Here is a 20,508-nt window from a genome sequence, read left to right on the forward strand (position 1 = left end):
CCTATCGGGTACAATCCATTACACATACATAATTAGACGAACATTCTAGGATTCCTCTTCGATCCCCAAAATTCTGAACAAGCGTTTTTTTACCAGTTGGAGACCCTTCTCTCCTGCCTGAAAGTGACGTAACTGGAGAGCCTCGTCAAACAAGTAAAAAGCGGGGACGTATTCATTCTGGAATGCATCGACTGTCTTTCTATCATTATCGATTGCAATAGGGTGTGTCAAATGTTGTTCTGCAATCGCCTTCTTGATCATCTCGATGTCTGTATCTTTTTCCGAATGAGGCATATGAATTCCTATGACCTTCAAACCGTTAGCAGCGTATTGATCTCGCCATTCGTTTATGCTTGGCATCGATTCCTTGCACATGTAGCAACTGACGGACCAGATATGTACCAATACAGGACTTCCAACCAAATCGGCTTTGGTTACTTGCCCGTTGATCCACTCCGTAATCCCAGAAAAGTCAGGCATTTCTTCGCGCAAACGCATGAAAGCTCATCCCCTCTTTTTTGACTTCAACTGCTACACACTTGTTTTCGTGCGAAGAATCCCAGATTGATCGATGGCAGCCACAGCCTCTAACAAGATCTCTGGAGGTTGGACGAGAGCAATTCGTACATACCCTTCTCCTTCTTCACCGAAGGCACTTCCCGGAACAACCACGACCCCGGCTTTCTCCAGTAAAGCGAAGGCAAACTCTCGTGACGTCCAGCCGTTCGGTACAGCTGCCCAGACGAACATGGTCGCCTTTGGAGATGGAATGCTCCATCCTGCCTTTGCCAATGCCCCCAGTAGCACATCACGCCGTTCTTGGTAAACGGGCGCGACTGTGTTTTTCCTCCCCGACTCCCGATCCCTTCGCAAAGCCTCAATGGCCATTTGCTGTACAGGCAAAAAGACACCGTAATCAATATTGGATTTTACAATTGCAAGCGGCTTGATGATGTCTGCATTCCCTACAACGTAAGCGATCCGGCAACCTGCCATGTTGAAGCTCTTGGAAAACGAATTAAATTCAATTCCCACTTCCTTCGCTCCTGGCACTTGCAAGAAGCTCGGCGCTTGGTAGCCGTCAAACACCATCTCCGAATAAGCCAAATCATGAACCACGATAATATCAAAACGCTTGGCAAAAGCCACAACCTCTTCAAAAAAGGCAAGGGTAGCAACCGCGGAAACCGGATTATTCGGATAGTTCAGAATCATGAACGTTGCACGAGCCGCTATCTCCTCTGGAATGTCTGACAGCTTTGGCAAAAATTCATTTTCTGCCCGCAGTGGCATCCGGTAAGGTACCGCTCCCGCCAAATGAACGCTTCCTTCGTAGATCGGATACCCAGGATCAGGTACGAGAACGACATCTCCAGGATCGGTCCATGCCAAAGCAAAGTGAGCCAAACCATCCTGGGACCCCATCAAGGAATGAACCTCCCCATCTGGCGCTAGCTCCACCCCAAAACGATATTGATACCAGCGGGCGACCTCTTCTCGGAAGGTCGCCGTTCCATCGCTCAACGGATAGCGAAAAGCAGTTGGTTGCTGGATGGCATGGATTAACGTTTGCAGTAGCTTCTCGTCAGGCTGCTGATCAGGACTGCCAATGCTCAAGTCGTATACCGTTCTTGTTTTGGCAACTTCCCTTTTGCGAGCCTCCATCTCTGAAAAAATATCGGCGGAAAGATGGTTCAGTCTTTTGGAAGGTTGGCGCATCATGCCTTCCCTCCCCAAGCCTTCTCCAGCTCTTCTTCTTTGAAACCAAGGGTTACGGTTTGATCGCTTGCGATAAGAGGCCGTTTGATCAGCTTGCCATTGGAAGCCAACAGCTCCAGCATTTCATCCTCTGACATCGTAGGAAGCTTGTCCTTCAAGCCCAGCTCGCGGTAATGGACACCGCTCACATTGAAAAACTTGCGTAAATCGAGTCCGCTTGTCTGCCATATTTGGCGCAGCTCCTCTTTGGACGGTGGTGCATCCACAATCGGAATTTCTTCGAAGCCAATATTTTGATCCGTGAGCCATTTTTTCGCTTTGCGGCATGTATCACATTTGTTGTATAGGTAGGCTTTCATCGTCATGATCATTTCCTCGCTTTTTCGTTTCTGACAAAAACGACAGCCGTCCCTCTCTTCTGGCTGTCGTCATACGTTTGCTTCTCCTGTGGAATCCGTTATTCGGTGCGCTCGCTCTTTGTATGATCTTCTTCATTCGTCTGGTCAGGATTTACCTGCCACATTTGCGAAAGCGGCGAGAAGGGCACCCCCAGTTGCTTGGCATTCTGGTCTTCCACAGCCTCAGCCAGTGTCCCGGTTAAAGGCATGGTGTACTCAATGTGCTCATCCATCTGCCCATCCTCCTTCACTTTTCCTAGTGTGAGGAGTTTGCACGTCATTATGCAGATGGTTTTGCCTTGATCTCAACTTGATAGCCAGCGTGCTTTCTCGTCTGGAATACACCATTTTCAAAAATCAAATACTGTGCTTTCACACCGATCAATCGCCCGCCGAGCTGTTCTTCTTTATCGAGCGTCTTGGAATTAATTTTATCCAACGACTCCAAGATCGGATAAGCAATATCTACCCATTCGTCCTCGCGATATTGGAATGCTTTAAACTGTTCAGGAAAATGACCGTACACTTCGTCACGCATGGCGAGCAAGTCGATTTCCTTCACATCTCCCTTGAGCATTTTCCGCCAGTTGGTCTTGTCTGGCAAAAACTGACTCAAGTGGAATTCAAGCTCCCCAGCCATCCGACGAGTGGGAAGCTCCGCTATCGGAATCGCGCGAATTGCGCCTTGATCCACCCAGCGTCTCAATTCATTATGCTTGCGAGTCAATCCTACCTTTATATCACTCGATACTGCCAGATAGACAAAATGAGGAATCATGCAATATCTCTCGCCAAAGCTCTCGTCCCGGCAAGTCCCCAAGTCAAAATGACATTCATGCGGCTTGACGATGCACAAGTCATTTTCTGGCAGTTTGGTAAAACAGGGATAGCAATACCCGCTGTTAAACGTCTTGTTTGTTTTGCGGCCACAGGCAATGCAATTTTTTTCGCCTAAAAACGAAATCGTCAATTCACTGCCCAGCCATTCATTAAGCGGAAGGCGATCTTCACCGATATTCAAATAGTAGTCTACCGGCTTGTCCCCTCCATGGTACTCGTGTGTTAGTCCTTGCAAAATACCGCGGAGTTCCACCAAACTCTCTCCTCTCCTATGTACGGTTCTTCCATTTTAACATAACCGCCACCCACTCTGACCGCTGTTTTCTTTTGGTAGCATGTTTTCCCTAGCAGGAGGTGAACCTAATCACATCCCAGAAGAAGGAGGCGATTGTTCATGCGCAAATGCATACGGTACGCCTTGCTTTTCGCCTGCCTTCTTGGCTACGGCACCCTACCTGCTTTTGCTCAGCAAACACTGCCTTCGTATGAGCCGATCCACAGAATCGACACAGAGAAAAAGGTCGTCGCTCTCACTTTTGATGATGGGCCGGATGCTATCTATACGCCCAAAATTCTTGAAGTGCTGCATCAGTACAACGTTCGCGCTACGTTTTTTGTCCTTGGCTCCCAAGTGGACAAGCATCCAAAGGTCATGCAGTGGATTTACAAGGCTGGACATGAAATCGGCAACCACGGCTACCACCATTTTGATCTGAACAAGCTGACCGAGCATGAAGTGTACGAAGAAATCAAGCATGCAGAACGCTCCATTTTGAAGACGACCGGCATTTTGGCGCAATACTACCGTCCACCCTACGGCATCCTGACACATGACGTCATGAATGCGGTTCAATCCAGTGGCTACGACATCATTCACTGGTCGATTGATCCTCGTGATTGGTCTTTGGCACGTACGGCTAACGTCATTGCCAAAAGCGTCAAGAGCAATGTCTCCTCCGGGGATATCATCCTGTTTCATGATGGGGGTCTAAACCAACGGCAAACAGTCGCTGCACTCCGGGAGCTCATCACGGATTTGCGTTCGCAGGGCTATCGATTTGTCACGGTCAGTCAATTGTTGGATGCAGCAAAATAATACGGCACCAATGCCTCGTTTTCCTGAAGCGAAACGAAGCAACTGGTGCCCTTCTTTTTTACGCCAATACCTTGCCCAAGAACGAACGCAAGCGATCGTTAACGTTATTGCCAAAAACCTCACTGGGATGACCTTCTGCCATGATGATACCTTGATCCATAAAAATGATTCGGTCGCCCACTTCCTTAGCAAAATTCATTTCGTGCGTCACGATCACCATTGTCATGCCTTCTTTGGCTAAATTTTTGATGACGGCAAGCACCTCTCCTACCAGCTCCGGGTCTAGGGCAGAAGTCGGTTCATCAAACAGCATAACCTTTGGATTCATGGCGAGTGCTCTTGCAATTGCCACTCGCTGCATCTGCCCCCCAGACAGCCGCTCGGGATACACATCGGCCTTATCCTGAAGCCCTACCTTCTGCAAGAGAGCCAAGCCTTGCTTGCGGGCTTCTTCCTGGGACATTTTCTTCACTTTTACAGGAGCCAGCATGACGTTTTCCAGCACCGTTTTATGCGGAAAGAGATTAAAGCGCTGAAAGACCATCCCAACCTCTTCTCTGACTTTATTCATATCGGTCTTGGGGTCTGACAAATTATGTCCATTGATGACAATCTTTCCGCTGCTCATTTCCTCCAACTGATTCAAGCAACGTAAAAACGTGCTCTTGCCCGAGCCAGACGGACCAATGACGCAGACTACTTCCTTTTCTGCTACCTGAGTCGTAATGCCCTTCAACACTTTCAGATCGCCGTAGTTCTTCGTCAAATCCGACACCTGTATAATCATTTGTCTGTCCCCCTATTGCGATAAAACAAGCTTGTCGTTCTTGTTATTTCATTTTACCGTAATAGTCAAAAAATTGCATGAATTTACTGTTCAGCCTTTGGTTGCCAGCCTCGCAGACGATCACGTCAATCCCATTTTTTCCAGTGCTCGTCCCATGCGTAACTCTGCCCTCGACGGCTCATGCTAAGTGTGAGGTGGTTTTCATGCATCGAAAAAAATGGGTCGCTCTCGTAATTGTACTGGTCGTTTTTCTATTAGGGCTTTTGGTGGAGGGTATTTACGGGACTTATACAGATCTCGTCGACCATCCTGGGTTTGCTTGGGAAGAAAATGTAGTATCGGGCTATGGCGACAGCAAAATTGTGCAGCTATTTGTGAACGGCGTTATTTCGGGGCAACAAAATAGCGCTGGGGTGCCTTCGATGACGGAGCTATTGACTGAACAGCTACGCCGAATTGAAGAGGATGAACTGGTGAAAGCCGTGGTCCTTCGTATTGATAGTCCAGGTGGAGAGGTCGTCGCTACGGATGAATTACACAGACGCTTGCTACGGCTCAAGCAAGTTCGCAATCTTCCCATTGTCGTCAGCATGGGTTCCACAGCAGCCTCAGGCGGCTATTACTTGGCCACAACAGGCGATGCGATTTTTGCCAATCCCAACACACTGACTGGCAGTCTCGGCGTGATTTTCAACCTGTTTAACTATAGTGAAGCTGCGAACAAACTGGGTGTACATCAATACGCGATCAAAAGCGGGCGCTTCAAGGACATCGGCAGTCCATCCCGGCCACTAACGGACCCAGAACGGCACATTTTCCAAACACTCGTCAACGAAAGCTACAACAATTTCGTCGACGTCATCGTTAAAGGCCGCAACCTCTCCCGTCAACGCGTGCTGGAAATCGCTGACGGCCGTGTCTATTCCGGTGAGCAAGCAAAACGCCTGGGTCTCATCGATGAATTCGGTGATTTGGAGGAAGCGACTCGCTACGCCCTCTCTTTGTCTGGAGAAAAAGAAGCCATGGTCATACGCTATGCAGACCAGCTCTCCATCAGCAAGCTGTTATTCAGTATGAAGCAATACTGGTCGAATCCTGATCCGCTTGGTCTCAATCGAATATGGGACCGCCAAAGTTCCCCTCGTCTACTGTATCAGTTCATGCCTTAGCCTGTTAAAAAGAAAAAGGAGTGGCTTCTTATGAACCAGCTTCCCGACGATGAAAAAGCACATGATCCTGTATCCCATGAGCCCTATTCAGAAGCCCATCCACAGCATTCGTATGCAGGCTTTTGGATTCGTGTCGTAGCATCGCTCCTTGATTCGATGTTCTTGATCGGGATTAGCTACCTCGTTTTCAATCCGTTGCGGCGTGTTTTTTCCGTTCCTTACGCCTCTTTTCACTTCATCGATTTGGTAGAGGTGTTGTTTGATCTCCTCTATATGATCTTGCTGACCTGGTGGACCGGACAAACCTTGGGAAAGCTGATCACAGGCATCCGTGTCATCAGTGCCAGACAGGCGCGAGGCAATCTGACAGGCGGACAAGTATTATTACGAGAAGTCATCGGTAAATTCGTTGCTTCACTCATTTTCGGACTGGGCTATCTATGGGTTGCATGGCACCCACGTAAGCAAGGCTGGCATGATCTGATCGCCAAAACGTATGTCATCCGGGATCGTCGACCATAACCTCCGCTCTATTGCGGGGGTTTTATTTTTGCATCCTTGGTCCCTATTTTTGTAGCCGCTTCCTGCCGATACCATTACCAACAAGGCAGATCCTATCCCAACCGAGGAGGAAGATACATGCGTAAACAGAAAGTAACCAGCATCCTCGCCCTGAGCCTTTCGCTGGCTCTGCTCGGCCACGTTGCCCCTGTCCTTCCTGTTTCAGCTGCATCTGCTGTCCCTCAAGCAGCAGCCGTTAAAACGAATGACGTCTATAACCTTCAGCTAGGAATGAGCACAGCACAGGTAGAACAAACATTAGGCAAGCCTGCCCGGATCGATCCTAGTCATACGGGCGTGGAATGGTGGATTTACAACCAAGATTTGAACAACTACATTCAAGTCGGCCTGCAAAACGGCAAAGTCGTGACGTTGTTTACCAATGGAGCCAAGCTGAATCTGAATGGCATCACGATTGGATCTACTACAAAAGACCTACAAAATAGCTGGGGTGCACCGCAAAACACGCTGACGATCATCCCAAGTCTGCGTATCCAAAAAAATACCCTTACTCATCCGACCTATATCCAAAACAATCAGGCGATCACCTTCTCTATCGATCAACTGGGTGGAAATAAGGTCGCAGGGGTGCGCATCTCTACTCCTGAGCATTTTGCCACCATTGCGATTGGCTTGATGTATCCCATTTCCTATTCGAAATTACCGGAACTGCCGAAACTGACAGACGCACAGATGAAGCAGTCAGCGCTCGCATACGAGAAACAAAATTTGGACTTGCTCAACGTGGCAAGGCAACGTGCCAAGCTGCCTGTTATCACTTGGGATGAGCAAGTTGCAGCAGTAGCCAGAGCACACAGCCAAGACATGGGCCAGAATAACTTTTTCAACCATACCTCCCCATCTACGGGAAGTCCGTTTGATCGTTTGAAGCAAGCCGGCATTCGTTACAGCTCAGCTGGTGAAAATATTGCCTACGGACAGCTAGACGGGATCGAAGCCCACATGAGCTGGATGAACTCCGCAGGCCATCGTCAAAACTTGCTCAGTCCAAAATTCAAGCAACTCGGTGTCGGTATCGTTATGAAAGACGGCCGACCGTATTTCACGCAAAATTTTGTTACTCGCTAATACTACACCAGCAAAAAGACACGCCGTCGTCAGTGGCGTGTCTTTTTTTGTGAACACAAGGGCAAAGCTATGGCTGCGAAGTTGCATTTGTAGTGGCAGGTGCAGGTGTAGACGGTGTCGGAGCCTGGCCGTCATCTGAGAAAAACGGGATGATTACCAAACTGAGCACGAAAAATAAGATCCAGGCAATGCCTCTTCTGAAAATGCATGGTGTCAGCATCGGGTAACCCCTTCCAATCATGCTGTTCTACTTACTATTCATACGCTTCCCTCCTTGATGCCCGTTTATGCTTTTTTGGGCAAAAAAAATAAAAGCTTCGCCAAAAGCTTGGCGAAGCTTATCCATCATTGTTTTTACCCCTGTTTTTGCAATGGCATCGAATACGTCTGTTCTTGGGTTGCTTTTTGTTTGAAAAACAGACAAGCTGCCGCGAAAACAATGAGCAGCGATCCCATCAGCCAAAAGATCGTCCACGGCTCCCACACGTCCATCAGCAGGCCATTCACATTCGGAGCCAAAATACTGGCGACACCAAAATTGACACCCGCGATAATTCCTGCGGTAGGAACCATCGATGCTGGTAAAATATCTGCCGAAAAAGCCAATCCCAGCGAGTAAAAGGAACCGACTGCCGCTCCTGCAATGGCCAACAACAGCATCATCAGCCATACGTTTTCACCTGCAAACGGGAACAGGAAGAAGGCCAATCCCCCTACAAGGGCACACACGAGCATGACCTGCTTGCGTCCTATACGGTCACTCAATGCCCCCAGCGGCATCTGCAAGATAATACTTCCCACGACAAACGACGGAAGGATCAAGGAAACCCATTCAACGGACAAGCCGGTACGCAAGGCATAAACGGGAAAACTGCCGTTGAGTGACGTCTCCATGAATCCGAACAAAAACGAAGGAATCAGCGCCAGCCAAGCAAGTCGCAAAACAAATGCATACTTGTTTTGCTTCTTTTCCGTTTGCTCGATCTGTGCAGGGAACTCATTTTTGATTCGGGATAATAATAAGAAGGCAATCAGATACAGAACGAGCAAGCCGCCAAAAGGTACCCAAATCCCCAAATGCAGCACGCTTAAGCCTAATGGACCAATACTAAAGCCCACGCCATATGCCAGACCGTAAATGGAAAGATCGCGCCCACGATTCTCGGGAGCTGCGATCTTAGTCACCCACATTTGGCTGGCGTAATGTAAACCGCTATCGCCCACACCCATCAGTAAACGTAATACGAACCAGACCGCCAAATGGCTAAACATCGGGATGAGCGCTGTTGCAATCGTCACCACCAGCAATCCCCATAATATTGTGGATCGGTATCCAATGCGCCGCAGTGGGATTTCCAAAAATGGATTGACCATGACCATCCCAATATACAAGGCAGCGGCGTTGAGTCCGTTCATCACGGATGAAACACCTTGTTTTTCCAATAAAACCGTCAGCATCGGGATCGTCAAGCCTTGGCTTAACCCCGCAATACCGACAACCAAAATCAACACCCAAAAGGTGTAACGTGACTGTGACATGGTGTTGTTTCTCCTTCCTAGCTCCCTACTAAGCACTCTCTACGGAAGCACTCCCCTGTTGAAGCTGATACATTTTTTGATAAAGACCATTTTGCGCCATGAGTTCATCATGTGTACCTCGCTCCATGATTTCTCCACGGGACAAAACAAGAATTTGGTCGGCGTGCTGAATCGTCGACAATCGATGTGCAATGATGAATGTCGTCCTACCTTTTGATAGTACATGCAACGCTTCCTGAATGGCTAGCTCTGTTTCACTGTCAATGCTTGCCGTTGCTTCGTCCAAGATCAGCATCGCAGGATCAGCAGCCAATGCCCGAGCAAAAGAGATCAGTTGGCGTTGGCCTGCGGATAGCGTCATGCCTCGCTCGACGACTGGTTCGTCATACCCACCCGGCAGCTTGGAAATGAATTCATCAGCACGTACAGCTTTTGCAGCCCGCTTCACTTCTTCATCCGTAATCGTATCATTGTACATACGAATATTAAATCCAATACTGCCCGTAAACAAGAATGGGTCCTGCAAAACGAGTCCGACATGACTGCGCAATGAATGCGTTTCAATCTGTCTCATATCTTGCCCGTCGATCAAAATGCTCCCTTTCGTCACCGGATAGAACCCGAGCAGCAAATTCATCAAAGAGCTTTTTCCCGATCCGGTGTGTCCTACCAACGCAATCGTCTGACCAGGCTGCGCCGAAAAGGAGACGTTTTTCAAGACATAATCGTCACCTTGATAAGCAAAAGATACGTTATCAAAAACAACCTCTCCACGCGGGCGTTCGATTTGTGCACCCGTTTCTTTCTTCTCCGTGGTCTCATCCATAATTTCGAAGACGCGCCCCGCCGAAATGGTCGCCTGCTGCATTTGTGACAACCGATTCATGATCATGTTGATCGGTTCGAAAAAACGCCCCATGTAATCGACAAAAGCAAAAAGCGCACCGAAGGAAATCGCGCTGTGGAAGGAAGTCGAGCCGTAATACCAGACGATCAGGGTCAAGGAAACTTTCCAGATCAAATCTACCGCTGGACGCAAAAGCAAGGATTCCAGATTGATCTCTTTCATCCGCACCTTGAAGTAGACCCCGTTTACATCAGCAAACTCCTTTTGTACGCCCTTCTCCCGACGAAATGCTTGCACGATCGTCATGTTCTGGATCATTTCATTGATCGTTGTGTTCATATCACCGAGCTTCGCGCGAATCACCGCATAGTAGCGAGAGCTGTACTTTTGATACACGTAGACTAACAGTACGAGCACTGGCACCGTCAAAAAGCAAAAGAGGGCGAGCTCAGGCTGCAAGATGTAAAGCGCGATCAAGATTCCAATCAAATAAAGAGCGTTCTGTACAAATGTGGCGAGTACACTTACATACAGCTCACGGATGGCTTCTGTATCATTGCTCACACGGGAGACGAGCGCACCTACTGGCGTTTTGTCAAAAAAGGCAACCGGGAGCTTTTGCAAATGGATAAACAGCTTCATCCGCATTTGCTGAATGATGCGCTGAGCGATCTTTTGCAGCCACAAAATCTGGACGTAGTTGAAACCAGCTGAGAGCAAGATCAGTGCTCCATAACCTACAGACAGCCAGACAATGGGCAGGACATCTCCTTGATACATCGCCTTGACTTCCTCTGCGGTCAGTCGAATGCCTGTGGAGGTCGTCTTTTGACCTGATTGATCCTTGGTTGTTACCTCGAAGCGTTCCCTGCCGTTTTCTGGCGCAATCGGGGTAAATTGCTTCTCTGTGTTTGGATTCACCTTGCCGGAAACCAAGTAATAGGTCGTGCCTTCTGTCAGCACGGTTACTTCTTTTTGATTGATACTGTCCAAAGCAAGACCCGTCTTTGCTGCAACATCTTCACGAATATAGTTCGTACCGTTCAGTGCGGCGACTTGCCCCGCTGCTTGTGGTGGCACTTCGTCTAGTTGATACCAAGGCTTCTGGATCGCCAGGATGTGATTATCAATCATGACCTTGGCTAAAAAAGGACCTGCCAACTCTGCACTCGTTCCCAGCAAGAGCAGGAACAGCGCGCCTAGTATTTGCTTTTGAAATGGCCTGGCGTACTCGGTTAAACGCCCCCATACATTTTCTTTGCTCATGAAACGTTTTCCCCCTCTCTCAACCAGCCACATCCTGTTCCATTTGCTGACGGCGGTACTGCTCTGCATACCAGCCGTTGTGCTGCATCAGCTCGTCATGTGTCCCCCGCTCGACGATCTGCCCCTCATCCAGCACAAGAATCAGTTGTGCGTGCTGGACGGCAGACAGACGATGAGCGGTAATAATCGTCGTTTTATCCGCGCGCTCCTGTCTCAGATGACGAAGAATGCTCTCCTCAGTCCGCGCGTCCACAGCCGATAAAGAATCGTCGAGAATCAGGATACCCGCATCCATCAAAAGAGCGCGCGCAATGGAAACCCGCTGTTTTTGCCCCCCGGAAAGGGTGACCCCCTTCTCTCCAACCATGGTTTGCAATCCATCTCTGAATTGCGCCAGATCTCTCTTCATCTCCGCAAGCTCCAACGCATGTATCACGTCCTCGGTCGTCGCTTGTGGTTTCCCGAATGTAACATTTTCTGCAATCGTCCGTGAGAACAGCAAATGCTCCTGAGGCACATAGCCGATTTTTTCCCGTAGCGTATCGAAAGCGAGCCCTTCGATCGGGATGCCCCCGATAAACAGAGCTTGTTCCTCCATCTGATATTGATGCAATAAGGCACGGCACAACGTCGACTTGCCGCTTCCTGTCCGTCCAACAATCCCAAGCGTCTCTCCTTCGCCCAAACGAAACGAGATATCAATGAGTGCCGGCTTGTCAGTGCCCGGATACGTAAAGGAAAAATGGCGTGCTTCTACGGTATTGGCGATTTGGCTCGTGACCGGATTCGCTGCCTCCGTCACATCTGGCTGCTCCACCATTAGCTCTGTAAAACGCTTGTGGGAAGCACCACCGCGTTGCAATACATTGACCAGCCAACCAAAGGCGAACATCGGCCAAATTAAAAGTCCCAAGTATAAATTGAACGCAACTAAATTCCCTAAGGAGATAGCGCTAGTGAACACCAAATACGTCCCATAGCCCAGCCCGATCAAAAAGCTGAAGCCAATAATAATCGCGATTGTCGGCTCGAACAGGGCGTCGATCCGCGAAACGCTCACATTTCTCTCCAACGTTTTTTCACTGACTCGGCGATATGCCTCAATATCGGCCTTTTCCTGAACAAATGCTCTCAATACCCGAACGCCTGACACAGATTGTTGGACATGATCATTCATCTCTCCGAAGGCTTCCTGCGCCAAGTAAAAACGCTCATGCAGCAACTTTCCATAGTACGCCGTTGACCATGCCAAAAACGGCATCGGGATCAGTGCAGCCAGCGTCAGCTTCCAATCAATCGCAGTCACCATGACGCCCAGCGTTAACAAGGTCATGAACAGCGCATCGACAAGCGTAAGCACCCCTGTACTAGCGGTTTGTTCAATGGCAGGAATGTCGTTGGTAGCGACGGCCATCAAATCCCCACTGCGCTTGCGATGAAAAAACGACGGGGTCATTCTCGTCAAATGGGCAAACAGTCGCTCGCGTAACGTCCTCTCCAGTATCAAGGCTCCCCCATTTAACAAGTACCGCCAGAGAAACCGCAATCCATACAAGCTAACACCCAATACGAGCAAGATGACCACTGTTTGCGTCAAGTCAGCGTCCGTCAGGGAACTGTTACGAATCGAATCCACCGTGTCCCCGATTAATTTCGGCGGCCAAAGCATGAGGACATCGATGATAAACAGCACAGAGATTCCAATGACGTACCGTTTCCAATAAGCACGGAAAAACCAAGATAATTGCCGAAGTGTCTGCATGTAAATCACCTCTATTTTTTAAACCTAACAGCACGACTAAAAAAGGGCTTGCGAATCACACGCAGCCCTCTTGATCTGTCTTCACCATCGTAATTTACAGAATTTTCATTGTCAATCGAAGCATACAGTTCAATCTACTATTTTTTATCGGTTTTCCAGTCAAGCCATTCCTCTTTTAGCAAGCTGTAAGTGGCATGATCCACGTAATGATCGTAAAGGAATTCATTCCGGCGTAGTATCCCCTCCAGTTGAAACCCTAATCGTTCCGGAATCGATCTGCTCTTGTAGTTTTCCGTAGCAGCCTGAATCGTTACTTTTTCCAAATCCCATGACCCGAAGATCAATACGTCCAAGTAGGTCGCCACTGCTTCCGTCATTAAGCCCTTACCCTGAAATTGCGCACCCAGCCAATAGCCAATGGACGTCTTTTTGTTGATCCAATCCACCGTATGCACGCCAACTGTACCAGCCAGACGTCCTTGGTACCAAATGCCGTAGTTGATGCCGCGATTATCGTTGTACTGATGAATCGTCGCTTGGATGAATTGGCGCGAATCCTCTACCTTCTTCGTATAATTCAGCCACGGCAGCCATTCCATAAGATTCTCCCGGTTCGAATTCGTAAGCAAAAATAACTCCTCAGCATCGGCTAATTCTAATTGTTTCAAGTACGTATCTTCATTGATTGCTATCCGTTGAATCGTTTGCATACGAATCTCCCCTTTTCTTGGATATTTTACTGGAAAACGCCAAAATGAGCAAAAAGCGTCCGCCAGCAACAACAGGGCGAACGCTTATGCATCATTCTTTTATTTTTTGCTATTGCCGATCTCTTCCGGCTTGAAAATACCTGTCTCCGTGACGATTGCTGTAATGTACTTCGCAGGCGTTACATCGAACGCAGGATTGTACACCTTGATATCGTCTGGAGCTACCTGTTTGCCCAAACCATGGGTAATTTCCTCGGCTGGACGCTCTTCAATCGGAATATCTGCGCCTGTCGGTGTCTCCAGATCAACAGAGGACAAGGGGGCTGCCACGTAAAAAGGAATGCCGTGAGCTTTTGCCAATACCGCTACCCCATACGTACCGATTTTGTTGGCGACATCGCCATTCGCTGCTACGCGGTCTGTACCCACGATGACAGCCTCTACTTTGCCTTGGGACATAACCATCGCCGCCATGTTGTCGCAGATGAGCGTCACATCAATTCCAGCTTGCTGCAATTCGAATGCAGTAAGACGAGCGCCTTGCAGGACAGGACGGGTTTCGTCTGCGTACACCTTCAGATTCCAACCGCGTTCCTTTGCCAAATAAAATGGAGCGGTAGCCGTACCGTACGCTGCTGTAGCCAATGCCCCTGGATTACAGTGCGTGAGAATTCCCATACCGTCATGCAACAGAGTGAGCAAATGCTCTCCGATGGTCCGGCATACTTCAGCATCTTCCTTTTGAATCGTCAGTGCTTCATCGAGCACTGCTGCCTTCCATTCGGCAATCGAAGCTCCGCTTTCTGTTTCAACACGAGCTTTGATTCGATCCAACGCCCAGAACAGATTCACGGCTGTCGGACGGGAAGAGCCCAGATAGTCTGCCTGCTGGTTCAGTTCCTGCCAAAACTCGTCGTAGTTACTCGCTTCACTGCCACGAATGCCCAGGTAGAGCCCGTAAGCTGCTGCCATGCCAATCGCCGGTGCGCCACGCACTTCCAAGCGACGAATGGAACCCCATACTTGCTCGGAGGTAGTCAAGTTCAAATAGATTGTTTCTACTGGCAAACGCGTCTGGTCAAGCAAGACCAGTGCGTCATTCTCCCACTTAACAGGTGCCAATTGGGTGCTGGTTGTCATACTGTCGTTGCCTCCTGATAGTAACGTTCGGTCACAGTGCGTACGATGTCCGTGATATCTGTCGATTCGTCTATGCCGCCGCGACCGAGAATCAGCGCTTCTCCAATCGAGAGGGCCAGACGCTCTGCTTCTGCGCGAGTCTGGTCATCTTCAATGGCATTCAGGTCCGCTACGCCTGCCAAGCCGATGACACGGCGCAAGATTTTGCATCCGGCATAGCCTGCTGTATCCTGAATCAAGCGCTTCACGTAGCTTTGCCACAGCCCTTCGACATGGGCGCTGCGCTCTTTGGCGTGCTTGTGCCAGAGCTGAACGAATTGCGAAACGAATTCATTCCAGACATCCTCGACCGTTTCCAGTAAGTATTCGCGGTACGCTTCCCGTTCTCCTTGATCTTTTTGCAAACCGTGTTGTCCTGCGTAGTTGAGCAATAGATTGGCAATGACTGCCCCTATGTCAAAACCGATTGGGCCGTAGTAAGCGAACTCTGGATCGATTGCTTTCAGGCTGTTTTCCGTGATAAAAATACTTCCGGTATGCAGGTCACCATGTAGCAGCGCTTCTGAGCGAGTAAGGAAATCGTATTTCAGCTTGGCGATTTCCAGCTTCAGCGGCCTGTTGTTCCAAATCGCCTCGACTTCCCGGCGAATCAACGGGTTGAAGTCGTTGGTAGGCGCATTTTCATACGGATCGGTAAAGACGAGGTCTTCTGTGATTTTGCATAATTCTGGATTTATGAATGTTCCGACTAGCGCTTTTTTATCGTACGGATGAGCACCCAGATCGGATGTGAAGAACAATGTTTGCGCGAGAAAACGACCAATTTGCTTCGCGAATAGCGGGTACCGCTTTCCTTCGATCAGACCTTTGCGCATGATGATATGGTCCCCGACGTTTTCCATGACAGTCAACGCAAGCTCCCCGTCGAAATGATACACCTGCGGCACCAGGTCCGGAACGTATTTGTGCTGAATGCGGAGTGCCTCGCTCTCGATGCGAGCCCGATCAATCGTAAGCGGCCAAGATTCTCCCACGACGCGGGCAAAAGGCAGCGCTTGCTTGACAATGACACTCTTACCGGATGCTGGCTCCTGAATGTCAAAAACCAGATTGAGGTTGCCATCCCCGATTTCGCGGCTGATCAGCTCTGCTCCTTCGCTAAAAAGACCCGGTATTCCTTTTACGTACTCCACTGCTTCCTGTTCAGTCAATGCGCGATATGCCATGATTCCAAAACTCCCCTCTACGTATTTTTTCTCTATCTCTATTTGTTTTGTTTGAGTACCTGGAGCAATAAAAAGACCTCTTTTCCCGAAGAAAAGAGGTCGTGTCGTCACGTGTAAGAACCGTGTTGATGTCCCCCTTATCTTCCAGACTACTTTTGTTTCTGCAGGAATTAGCACCGTGCATGTCGCCTGTCAATCAGTCGCTTTCTCGCGTCTGAATGGCGTCATGTCGGTTGCCGGGTATCATCGGGCCAGTCCCTCCACCTTCTCTGGATAAGGTATCCAAAACGTATTCGGTTTTTGATTTAGTTTGAATCATACAACCAACGCTTCCACGATGTCAACACCCTTTTGTGCAAAAATTCGCACCTTGCTTTTAGTAGCTGTATTGTGTTCCCGATGATGCTGGTCGCTCCCAATTCCACCAGTCTACCTTGCCTAGAAACGCTGCTGTTATTGACTTTTCGGCCTTGAGCTTCAGTAGTTCTTTCGTAGGTCCGGTCAAGACGGCACCGTAGATTCGCACTCCGTTTTGTTGCATGTAGTTGTATCGTTCTGCTATCTGAGGGTCGCTACCAAATACCAAGGCTTTGCCAATATCGCGAGTCAGACCTTCTTGCTCAGATAAGTACTTCATTTCGTTCAGATAGGTCGCCATTCTTCTTGCCCCTTCCCCATTTACCCGGATGGGCGCACCTCCGTAATCGAGTTCTCTCTGAGCAAATCCCCATACGTCCCCGGCACCAAGCAACAGATAGGGTACATCACTCTCTGCTTGCTTGAGCTCCACCCCTGTATCTACCGCAAACCAAACTGTATCTTGTCCTGAAGAGGTAACATGGCGGGAAATCAGTGCATAATACTCCTCGTACGTCAGAAAGTGGTCAAAAGATATTGCAAGCTGCGAAACGGTTCCCTCAGGCAGCTTCTCCATTGTCGTCCAGGCAGGTGAAGTGAGAGACATGGTATCCTCCGTTTCTCCCTCTGTCGGATAACGGAAAAACAGCTTTTGCTCCCTGACCCCGTTCGTCCATTGCGGCTTCGCATTCACGTTCCTTAGCACATTCGTACTCTCAAAACGGCCCGCGTTCTTTTCTTCTCCCCCAACCCGCTCGCGTAGTTCCATGCTGATGTTTCCGTACAGCAATCCGACCTGTGAACCACTACTCCCCACGCTCACACCTGGCTGGGTGAAATTGACCATCGACTTCGCAACGCGGAACAGATCTTCATGCATCAGTGACCCAACCCAGCCATTCAGAATCAGCAATACAACTCCAGCCAAAAAGGGTAGCACTATAGTGAATCCAGCGGTGGACAACCGATTTTTCCATTTCCCCCGGCGAACAATGGCGCGCTGTTTTTCGGCCGACAGCGTTTCAGGCTGTTTTGTTTTCGAGTTGTCCTCTCCCATTTCTTCCCCCAGTAAAAGCCTCTCCAACCGCTGTGCGTATTCCTCGTCAGCGGCTATTTCCTCTTCGAATCGTTTTACCTCTTCCCCCGACATATCGCCACGCAAATAAGCCAGCAGCTTTTGTTCGCGATTGTTGCCATCTTGCTCCCTCATTACCTTTCCTCCCTCCACAACTGCCGCATCTTTTGTCGCCCCCGAAACAAGGAACGCTTGACGTCTGCCAGCTCGATCCCGAGTACCTCTGCCATTTCCGCGTAGGAAAACTGCATGGTAGACAACAAAATGACCTGTCTCTGCTTTTCCGGAAGTTGCTCCAAATAGTCATAGGCCACTTCCCACAGCTCCTTGTTCACGACATGCTCTGCCGGATCAACCGCCGAATGATCACGTCGCTCTGGCAGGGCTTCCACATATGCAAACCGTTGTTTCGTCTTCTTGCGATAGCCGTCCACGAAAGCGTGATAGGCCACCTTGAATAGCCAAGGCCGTACTTTTTCCCCACGGTAGTCGTCCAAGGAAGAGAAGGCGCGACAAAAGGTTTCCTGTGTCAAATCCTCTGCCAGCCTCTCATCTCGTGTCAGCCGGAAAAGATAGCGGTAAATATCGTTTACATGCAGCTGGTACACATCCTCCAGACCTACTTTCCCAAGCCGTTCACACCCCTTCATCCCTTACCACGAAGGAATTGTCAAAAAGTTTCACCTTCATCTCATTTTTCTGATAACCTGCTGCACATTCTCTACAAAAACAAAGATTGACTCCTGAGAATGAACGTCATATCATGGGGGAAACGAATAACTCTTATCGCGAGCTGGCTGAGGGACTGGCCCTATGATGCCCGGCAACCGGCGCTATACCATGAATCGTACGCGGATGATGCGTACCTTGGATAGCGAAACGGTGCTAATTCCAACGGATAAGAGTCGAGATAGAGCATCTTTGGCTCGTTTCGGCTACTGACCCGAGAGATGAGAGGAGACGAGACGCTTTCATAAGTCGACAACCGCCTCCCCGCTCAATGGGGAGGCTTTTTTTAATCATTCAAGGAGGATGAGACGTACCATGAGTGAACAACGTATCCTCGTCACCTACCTCACACAAGCAAAAGACTTGAACAAGAAAGCGCAAGCCATTGCTGTCGGCATGACTGTCGGTTCCTGGACGGACCTGCCGCTTGCCAAGCAAGCTGAGCTAGCGCCGTATCTCGGTGAAGCCGTGAGCGCGACACCACTTGAAACACTGGAAAACGGAGAAACACGCGGTTTGATTACCGTCAGCTATCCGACCCGCAATTTTACAGCAGACATTCCATCCTTGTTGACCGGAATATTCGGCAAACTGTCGATGGATGGCAAAATCAAGCTCATCGACATCGTTTTCCCCGACTCATTCCTTCAGGCTTTTCCTGGACCGAAGTTCGGCATCGATGGTCTGCGCGAACGTTTAGGGGCACATAACCGTCCGCTCTTGATGAGCATTTTCAAATCGTGCCTAGGCCTTCCTTTCGACGACCTGAAAACGCAATTCCGGGCACAAGCCTTGGGCGGAGTCGATCTGGTGAAAGATGACGAAATCTTCTTTGCAGATGAGCGCGCTCCTTTTATCGAACGGATCAAAGCGTTCAAGCAGATCGCTCAGGAGACAGAAGCCGAAACAGGCAAGCCTGTCCTTTATGCAGCCAACCTGACTGGACCTGTGCATGAGCTGAACGAAAAAGCGAAACGTGCGGTAGATGCAGGTGCTGACTGCCTCTTGTTCAATGTACTGGCCTTTGGATTCGATGCCCTGCACCGTTTGGCAGCCGATCCTGATGTACACGTACCGATCATGGCGCATCCAGCATTGGCAGGCGCTTACTATCCATCACCTGACTACGGTATCGCCACCCCGCTTCTGCTCGGAACGTTGATGCGTGTAGCTGGGGCAGATTTGGTGCTCTTCCCATCTCCATATGGCAATGTCGCCTTGGACAAAACAGAAGCGTTGCAGCTCGCCAAGCATTTGACTGACCCACTGAATGGTGTACGCCGTTCCTTCCCAGTTCCGTCTGCCGGCATTCACCCAGGGTTGGTTCCACAGCTGTATAAAGACTTCGGTCTGGATCAAATCGTCAATGCAGGAGGCGGAATCCACGGTCATCCCGGTGGAGCAACCGCAGGAGCGAAAGCATTCGTTGCCGCAATTCATGCAGTCACCGCAGGCCGAACATTGGAAGAAGCTGCCGCGGAATCACAAGAGCTGGCGATCGCCTTGGAAAAGTGGGGTGGCGCACGATGAGCAAGAAGCTCGTCCTGTTCTGCGATTTCGACGGAACGATTACCGAAAAAGACAACATTGTAGCGATTGTCCGCAAGTTTGCTCCCCCTGAGTGGGAAGCCTTGACGGAGCAAATCCTTTCGCAAAAAATAAGCGTTCAAGAAGGGGTTGGCAAGCTGTTTCAACTCTTGCCCTCCTCCTTGCGCCAGGACATTATTGATTTTATTGTCCAAGAAGCGACGATTCGCCCGGGATTTGCTGAATTCGTGAGCTATTGCCGCGAAGAAGGCATCGAGCTGTTGATCACGAGTGGCGGCATCGACTTTTTCCTGGAGCCTATCCTGGCACCTTTTGATCTCTCCGATGTGCCTATTTACTGCAATGGCAGTGATTTCAGCGGGGAGCGGATCACCATTACGTGGCCAAACGCTTGCGATGAACAGTGCACGAACGGCTGCGGCATGTGCAAGACGACGATTATCCGTCGTTACGATCCAGAGAACCATTTCCGTATCGTCATCGGCGACTCTATCACTGATTTGGCTGGAGCCAAAATCGCTGACTATGTGATTGCCCGTCACTTCCTCGCTGACAAGGCGGAAGAGCTGCAATTGCCGCATAGTAAGTTTGCCACATTCCACGATGTGATTCGCATTTTACAGCACGTCCAACAGGAGGTCGTCTAATTC

At 49.5% G+C, this 20,508-nt stretch carries 21 protein-coding genes and 2 riboswitches; of the genes, 6 read left to right on the forward strand and 15 right to left on the reverse strand.

Annotated features, from left to right (window positions below; all coding sequences use genetic code 11):
- Nucleotides 1–45: 45 nt before the first annotated feature.
- From ACFVS2_RS14515 to ACFVS2_RS14535, 5 genes are all read right to left on the reverse strand, one after another.
- Nucleotides 46–498, reverse strand: coding sequence for a redoxin domain-containing protein (locus ACFVS2_RS14515; protein ID WP_007726362.1), 453 nt, complete (start codon nt 496–498; stop codon nt 46–48).
- Nucleotides 499–531: 33 nt separating this feature from the next.
- Complete coding sequence (locus tag ACFVS2_RS14520) at nt 532–1,722, reverse strand: aminotransferase class I/II-fold pyridoxal phosphate-dependent enzyme (RefSeq protein WP_390234961.1); 1,191 nt, start codon at nt 1,720–1,722, stop codon at nt 532–534.
- Nucleotides 1,719–2,084 (reverse strand): arsenate reductase family protein, encoded by a 366-nt coding sequence (locus ACFVS2_RS14525; RefSeq protein ID WP_007726358.1) that lies wholly within the window; start codon nt 2,082–2,084, stop codon nt 1,719–1,721. Before ACFVS2_RS14525 ends, ACFVS2_RS14520 begins: the two co-directional genes overlap by 4 nt.
- Before the next feature lie 92 nt (nt 2,085–2,176).
- Nucleotides 2,177–2,350 carry a hypothetical protein gene (locus ACFVS2_RS14530; RefSeq protein WP_173616599.1) on the reverse strand — a complete coding sequence of 58 codons (174 nt, stop codon included), beginning with the start codon at nt 2,348–2,350 and terminating at the stop codon, nt 2,177–2,179.
- 47 nt (nt 2,351–2,397) lie between these two features.
- Nucleotides 2,398–3,210: a DUF2797 domain-containing protein gene (locus ACFVS2_RS14535; protein WP_007726354.1), complete on the reverse strand. Its 813-nt coding sequence runs from the start codon at nt 3,208–3,210 to the stop codon at nt 2,398–2,400.
- Nucleotides 3,211–3,351: 141 nt separating this feature from the next.
- Between ACFVS2_RS14535 and ACFVS2_RS14540 the strand changes: the two genes are divergently transcribed.
- Nucleotides 3,352–4,053 (forward strand): polysaccharide deacetylase family protein, encoded by a 702-nt coding sequence (locus tag ACFVS2_RS14540; RefSeq protein ID WP_007726352.1) that lies wholly within the window; start codon nt 3,352–3,354, stop codon nt 4,051–4,053.
- Nucleotides 4,054–4,111: 58 nt separating this feature from the next.
- Here the strand turns inward: ACFVS2_RS14540 and ACFVS2_RS14545 are convergent, their stop codons facing one another.
- Entirely contained in the window at nt 4,112–4,840 is a 729-nt protein-coding gene (locus ACFVS2_RS14545; protein WP_217367434.1) for an amino acid ABC transporter ATP-binding protein, read from the reverse strand.
- A 203-nt stretch (nt 4,841–5,043) separates the two neighbouring features.
- Between ACFVS2_RS14545 and sppA the strand changes: the two genes are divergently transcribed.
- The 3 genes from sppA to ACFVS2_RS14560 all read left to right on the forward strand — a co-directional run bounded on the left by sppA (nt 5,044) and on the right by ACFVS2_RS14560 (nt 7,659).
- Nucleotides 5,044–6,009 (forward strand): signal peptide peptidase SppA, encoded by a 966-nt coding sequence (sppA, locus tag ACFVS2_RS14550; protein WP_390234964.1) that lies wholly within the window; start codon nt 5,044–5,046, stop codon nt 6,007–6,009.
- A 30-nt stretch (nt 6,010–6,039) separates the two neighbouring features.
- The gene (locus tag ACFVS2_RS14555) at nt 6,040–6,531 is read left to right on the forward strand and encodes an RDD family protein (RefSeq protein ID WP_390234966.1); all 492 of its coding nucleotides are present in this window, start codon (nt 6,040–6,042) and stop codon (nt 6,529–6,531) included.
- Between the two features lie 117 nt (nt 6,532–6,648).
- Nucleotides 6,649–7,659, forward strand: coding sequence for a CAP domain-containing protein (locus ACFVS2_RS14560; RefSeq protein ID WP_390234969.1), 1,011 nt, complete (start codon nt 6,649–6,651; stop codon nt 7,657–7,659).
- A 67-nt stretch (nt 7,660–7,726) separates the two neighbouring features.
- Here ACFVS2_RS14560 and ACFVS2_RS14565 read toward each other — a convergent pair whose 3' ends face one another.
- The 9 genes from ACFVS2_RS14565 to ACFVS2_RS14605 all read right to left on the reverse strand — a co-directional run bounded on the left by ACFVS2_RS14565 (nt 7,727) and on the right by ACFVS2_RS14605 (nt 18,231).
- Nucleotides 7,727–7,879, reverse strand: coding sequence for a hypothetical protein (locus ACFVS2_RS14565; protein WP_390234970.1), 153 nt, complete (start codon nt 7,877–7,879; stop codon nt 7,727–7,729).
- 134 nt (nt 7,880–8,013) lie between these two features.
- A complete protein-coding gene (locus ACFVS2_RS14570; RefSeq protein ID WP_390234972.1) occupies nt 8,014–9,198 on the reverse strand; it encodes an MFS transporter in 1,185 nt (394 codons plus the stop codon).
- A gap of 28 nt (nt 9,199–9,226) precedes the next feature.
- Complete coding sequence (locus ACFVS2_RS14575; protein WP_390234974.1) at nt 9,227–11,311, reverse strand: ABC transporter ATP-binding protein; 2,085 nt, start codon at nt 11,309–11,311, stop codon at nt 9,227–9,229.
- A gap of 19 nt (nt 11,312–11,330) precedes the next feature.
- Entirely contained in the window at nt 11,331–13,073 is a 1,743-nt protein-coding gene (locus ACFVS2_RS14580; protein ID WP_390234976.1) for an ABC transporter ATP-binding protein, read from the reverse strand.
- A gap of 137 nt (nt 13,074–13,210) precedes the next feature.
- Nucleotides 13,211–13,783 (reverse strand): GNAT family N-acetyltransferase, encoded by a 573-nt coding sequence (locus ACFVS2_RS14585; protein ID WP_390234978.1) that lies wholly within the window; start codon nt 13,781–13,783, stop codon nt 13,211–13,213.
- A gap of 99 nt (nt 13,784–13,882) precedes the next feature.
- Complete coding sequence (gene mtnA / locus ACFVS2_RS14590; RefSeq protein ID WP_390234980.1) at nt 13,883–14,923, reverse strand: S-methyl-5-thioribose-1-phosphate isomerase; 1,041 nt, start codon at nt 14,921–14,923, stop codon at nt 13,883–13,885.
- Nucleotides 14,920–16,149, reverse strand: a complete 1,230-nt coding sequence (mtnK, locus tag ACFVS2_RS14595) for an S-methyl-5-thioribose kinase (protein WP_173616609.1) — start codon at nt 16,147–16,149, stop codon at nt 14,920–14,922. Before mtnK ends, mtnA begins: the two co-directional genes overlap by 4 nt.
- 134 nt (nt 16,150–16,283) lie before the next feature.
- Nucleotides 16,284–16,429: riboswitch (SAM riboswitch) on the reverse strand.
- Nucleotides 16,430–16,525: 96 nt separating this feature from the next.
- On the reverse strand, nt 16,526–17,716 hold the full coding sequence (locus ACFVS2_RS14600; protein WP_390234983.1) for an anti-sigma factor: 1,191 nt from the start codon (nt 17,714–17,716) through the stop codon (nt 16,526–16,528).
- A complete protein-coding gene (locus tag ACFVS2_RS14605) occupies nt 17,716–18,231 on the reverse strand; it encodes a sigma-70 family RNA polymerase sigma factor (RefSeq protein ID WP_390234985.1) in 516 nt (171 codons plus the stop codon). Before ACFVS2_RS14605 ends, ACFVS2_RS14600 begins: the two co-directional genes overlap by 1 nt.
- Before the next feature lie 130 nt (nt 18,232–18,361).
- A riboswitch (SAM riboswitch) is annotated at nt 18,362–18,538 on the forward strand.
- Between the two features lie 87 nt (nt 18,539–18,625).
- Between ACFVS2_RS14605 and ACFVS2_RS14610 the strand changes: the two genes are divergently transcribed.
- Together ACFVS2_RS14610 and ACFVS2_RS14615 are read left to right on the forward strand one after the other, a co-directional pair.
- Nucleotides 18,626–19,840, forward strand: a complete 1,215-nt coding sequence (locus ACFVS2_RS14610; protein WP_390234987.1) for a 2,3-diketo-5-methylthiopentyl-1-phosphate enolase — start codon at nt 18,626–18,628, stop codon at nt 19,838–19,840.
- Nucleotides 19,837–20,505, forward strand: coding sequence for a 2-hydroxy-3-keto-5-methylthiopentenyl-1-phosphate phosphatase (locus tag ACFVS2_RS14615; protein ID WP_390234989.1), 669 nt, complete (start codon nt 19,837–19,839; stop codon nt 20,503–20,505). Before ACFVS2_RS14610 ends, ACFVS2_RS14615 begins: the two co-directional genes overlap by 4 nt.
- Nucleotides 20,506–20,508 lie beyond the last annotated feature (3 nt).

Origin of the sequence: Brevibacillus sp. NPDC058079 (genome assembly GCF_042885155.1) — a bacterium.
Taxonomy (GTDB): domain Bacteria; phylum Bacillota; class Bacilli; order Brevibacillales; family Brevibacillaceae; genus Brevibacillus.

Coding starts and splice junctions, on each gene's coding strand:
- ACFVS2_RS14515 (WP_007726362.1), bottom strand. CDS start 498: ATGCGTTTGCGCGAAGAAATGCCTGACTTTTCTGGGATTACGGAGTGG.
- ACFVS2_RS14520 (WP_390234961.1), bottom strand. CDS start 1,722: ATGATGCGCCAACCTTCCAAAAGACTGAACCATCTTTCCGCCGATATT.
- ACFVS2_RS14525 (WP_007726358.1), bottom strand. CDS start 2,084: ATGACGATGAAAGCCTACCTATACAACAAATGTGATACATGCCGCAAA.
- ACFVS2_RS14530 (WP_173616599.1), bottom strand. CDS start 2,350: ATGGATGAGCACATTGAGTACACCATGCCTTTAACCGGGACACTGGCT.
- ACFVS2_RS14540 (WP_007726352.1), top strand. CDS start 3,352: ATGCGCAAATGCATACGGTACGCCTTGCTTTTCGCCTGCCTTCTTGGC.
- ACFVS2_RS14545 (WP_217367434.1), bottom strand. CDS start 4,840: ATGATTATACAGGTGTCGGATTTGACGAAGAACTACGGCGATCTGAAA.
- sppA (WP_390234964.1), top strand. CDS start 5,044: ATGCATCGAAAAAAATGGGTCGCTCTCGTAATTGTACTGGTCGTTTTT.
- ACFVS2_RS14555 (WP_390234966.1), top strand. CDS start 6,040: ATGAACCAGCTTCCCGACGATGAAAAAGCACATGATCCTGTATCCCAT.
- ACFVS2_RS14560 (WP_390234969.1), top strand. CDS start 6,649: ATGCGTAAACAGAAAGTAACCAGCATCCTCGCCCTGAGCCTTTCGCTG.
- ACFVS2_RS14565 (WP_390234970.1), bottom strand. CDS start 7,879: ATGCTGACACCATGCATTTTCAGAAGAGGCATTGCCTGGATCTTATTT.
- ACFVS2_RS14570 (WP_390234972.1), bottom strand. CDS start 9,198: ATGTCACAGTCACGTTACACCTTTTGGGTGTTGATTTTGGTTGTCGGT.
- ACFVS2_RS14575 (WP_390234974.1), bottom strand. CDS start 11,311: ATGAGCAAAGAAAATGTATGGGGGCGTTTAACCGAGTACGCCAGGCCA.
- ACFVS2_RS14580 (WP_390234976.1), bottom strand. CDS start 13,073: ATGCAGACACTTCGGCAATTATCTTGGTTTTTCCGTGCTTATTGGAAA.
- ACFVS2_RS14585 (WP_390234978.1), bottom strand. CDS start 13,783: ATGCAAACGATTCAACGGATAGCAATCAATGAAGATACGTACTTGAAA.
- mtnA (WP_390234980.1), bottom strand. CDS start 14,923: ATGACAACCAGCACCCAATTGGCACCTGTTAAGTGGGAGAATGACGCA.
- mtnK (WP_173616609.1), bottom strand. CDS start 16,149: ATGGCATATCGCGCATTGACTGAACAGGAAGCAGTGGAGTACGTAAAA.
- ACFVS2_RS14600 (WP_390234983.1), bottom strand. CDS start 17,716: ATGAGGGAGCAAGATGGCAACAATCGCGAACAAAAGCTGCTGGCTTAT.
- ACFVS2_RS14605 (WP_390234985.1), bottom strand. CDS start 18,231: ATGAAGGGGTGTGAACGGCTTGGGAAAGTAGGTCTGGAGGATGTGTAC.
- ACFVS2_RS14610 (WP_390234987.1), top strand. CDS start 18,626: ATGAGTGAACAACGTATCCTCGTCACCTACCTCACACAAGCAAAAGAC.
- ACFVS2_RS14615 (WP_390234989.1), top strand. CDS start 19,837: ATGAGCAAGAAGCTCGTCCTGTTCTGCGATTTCGACGGAACGATTACC.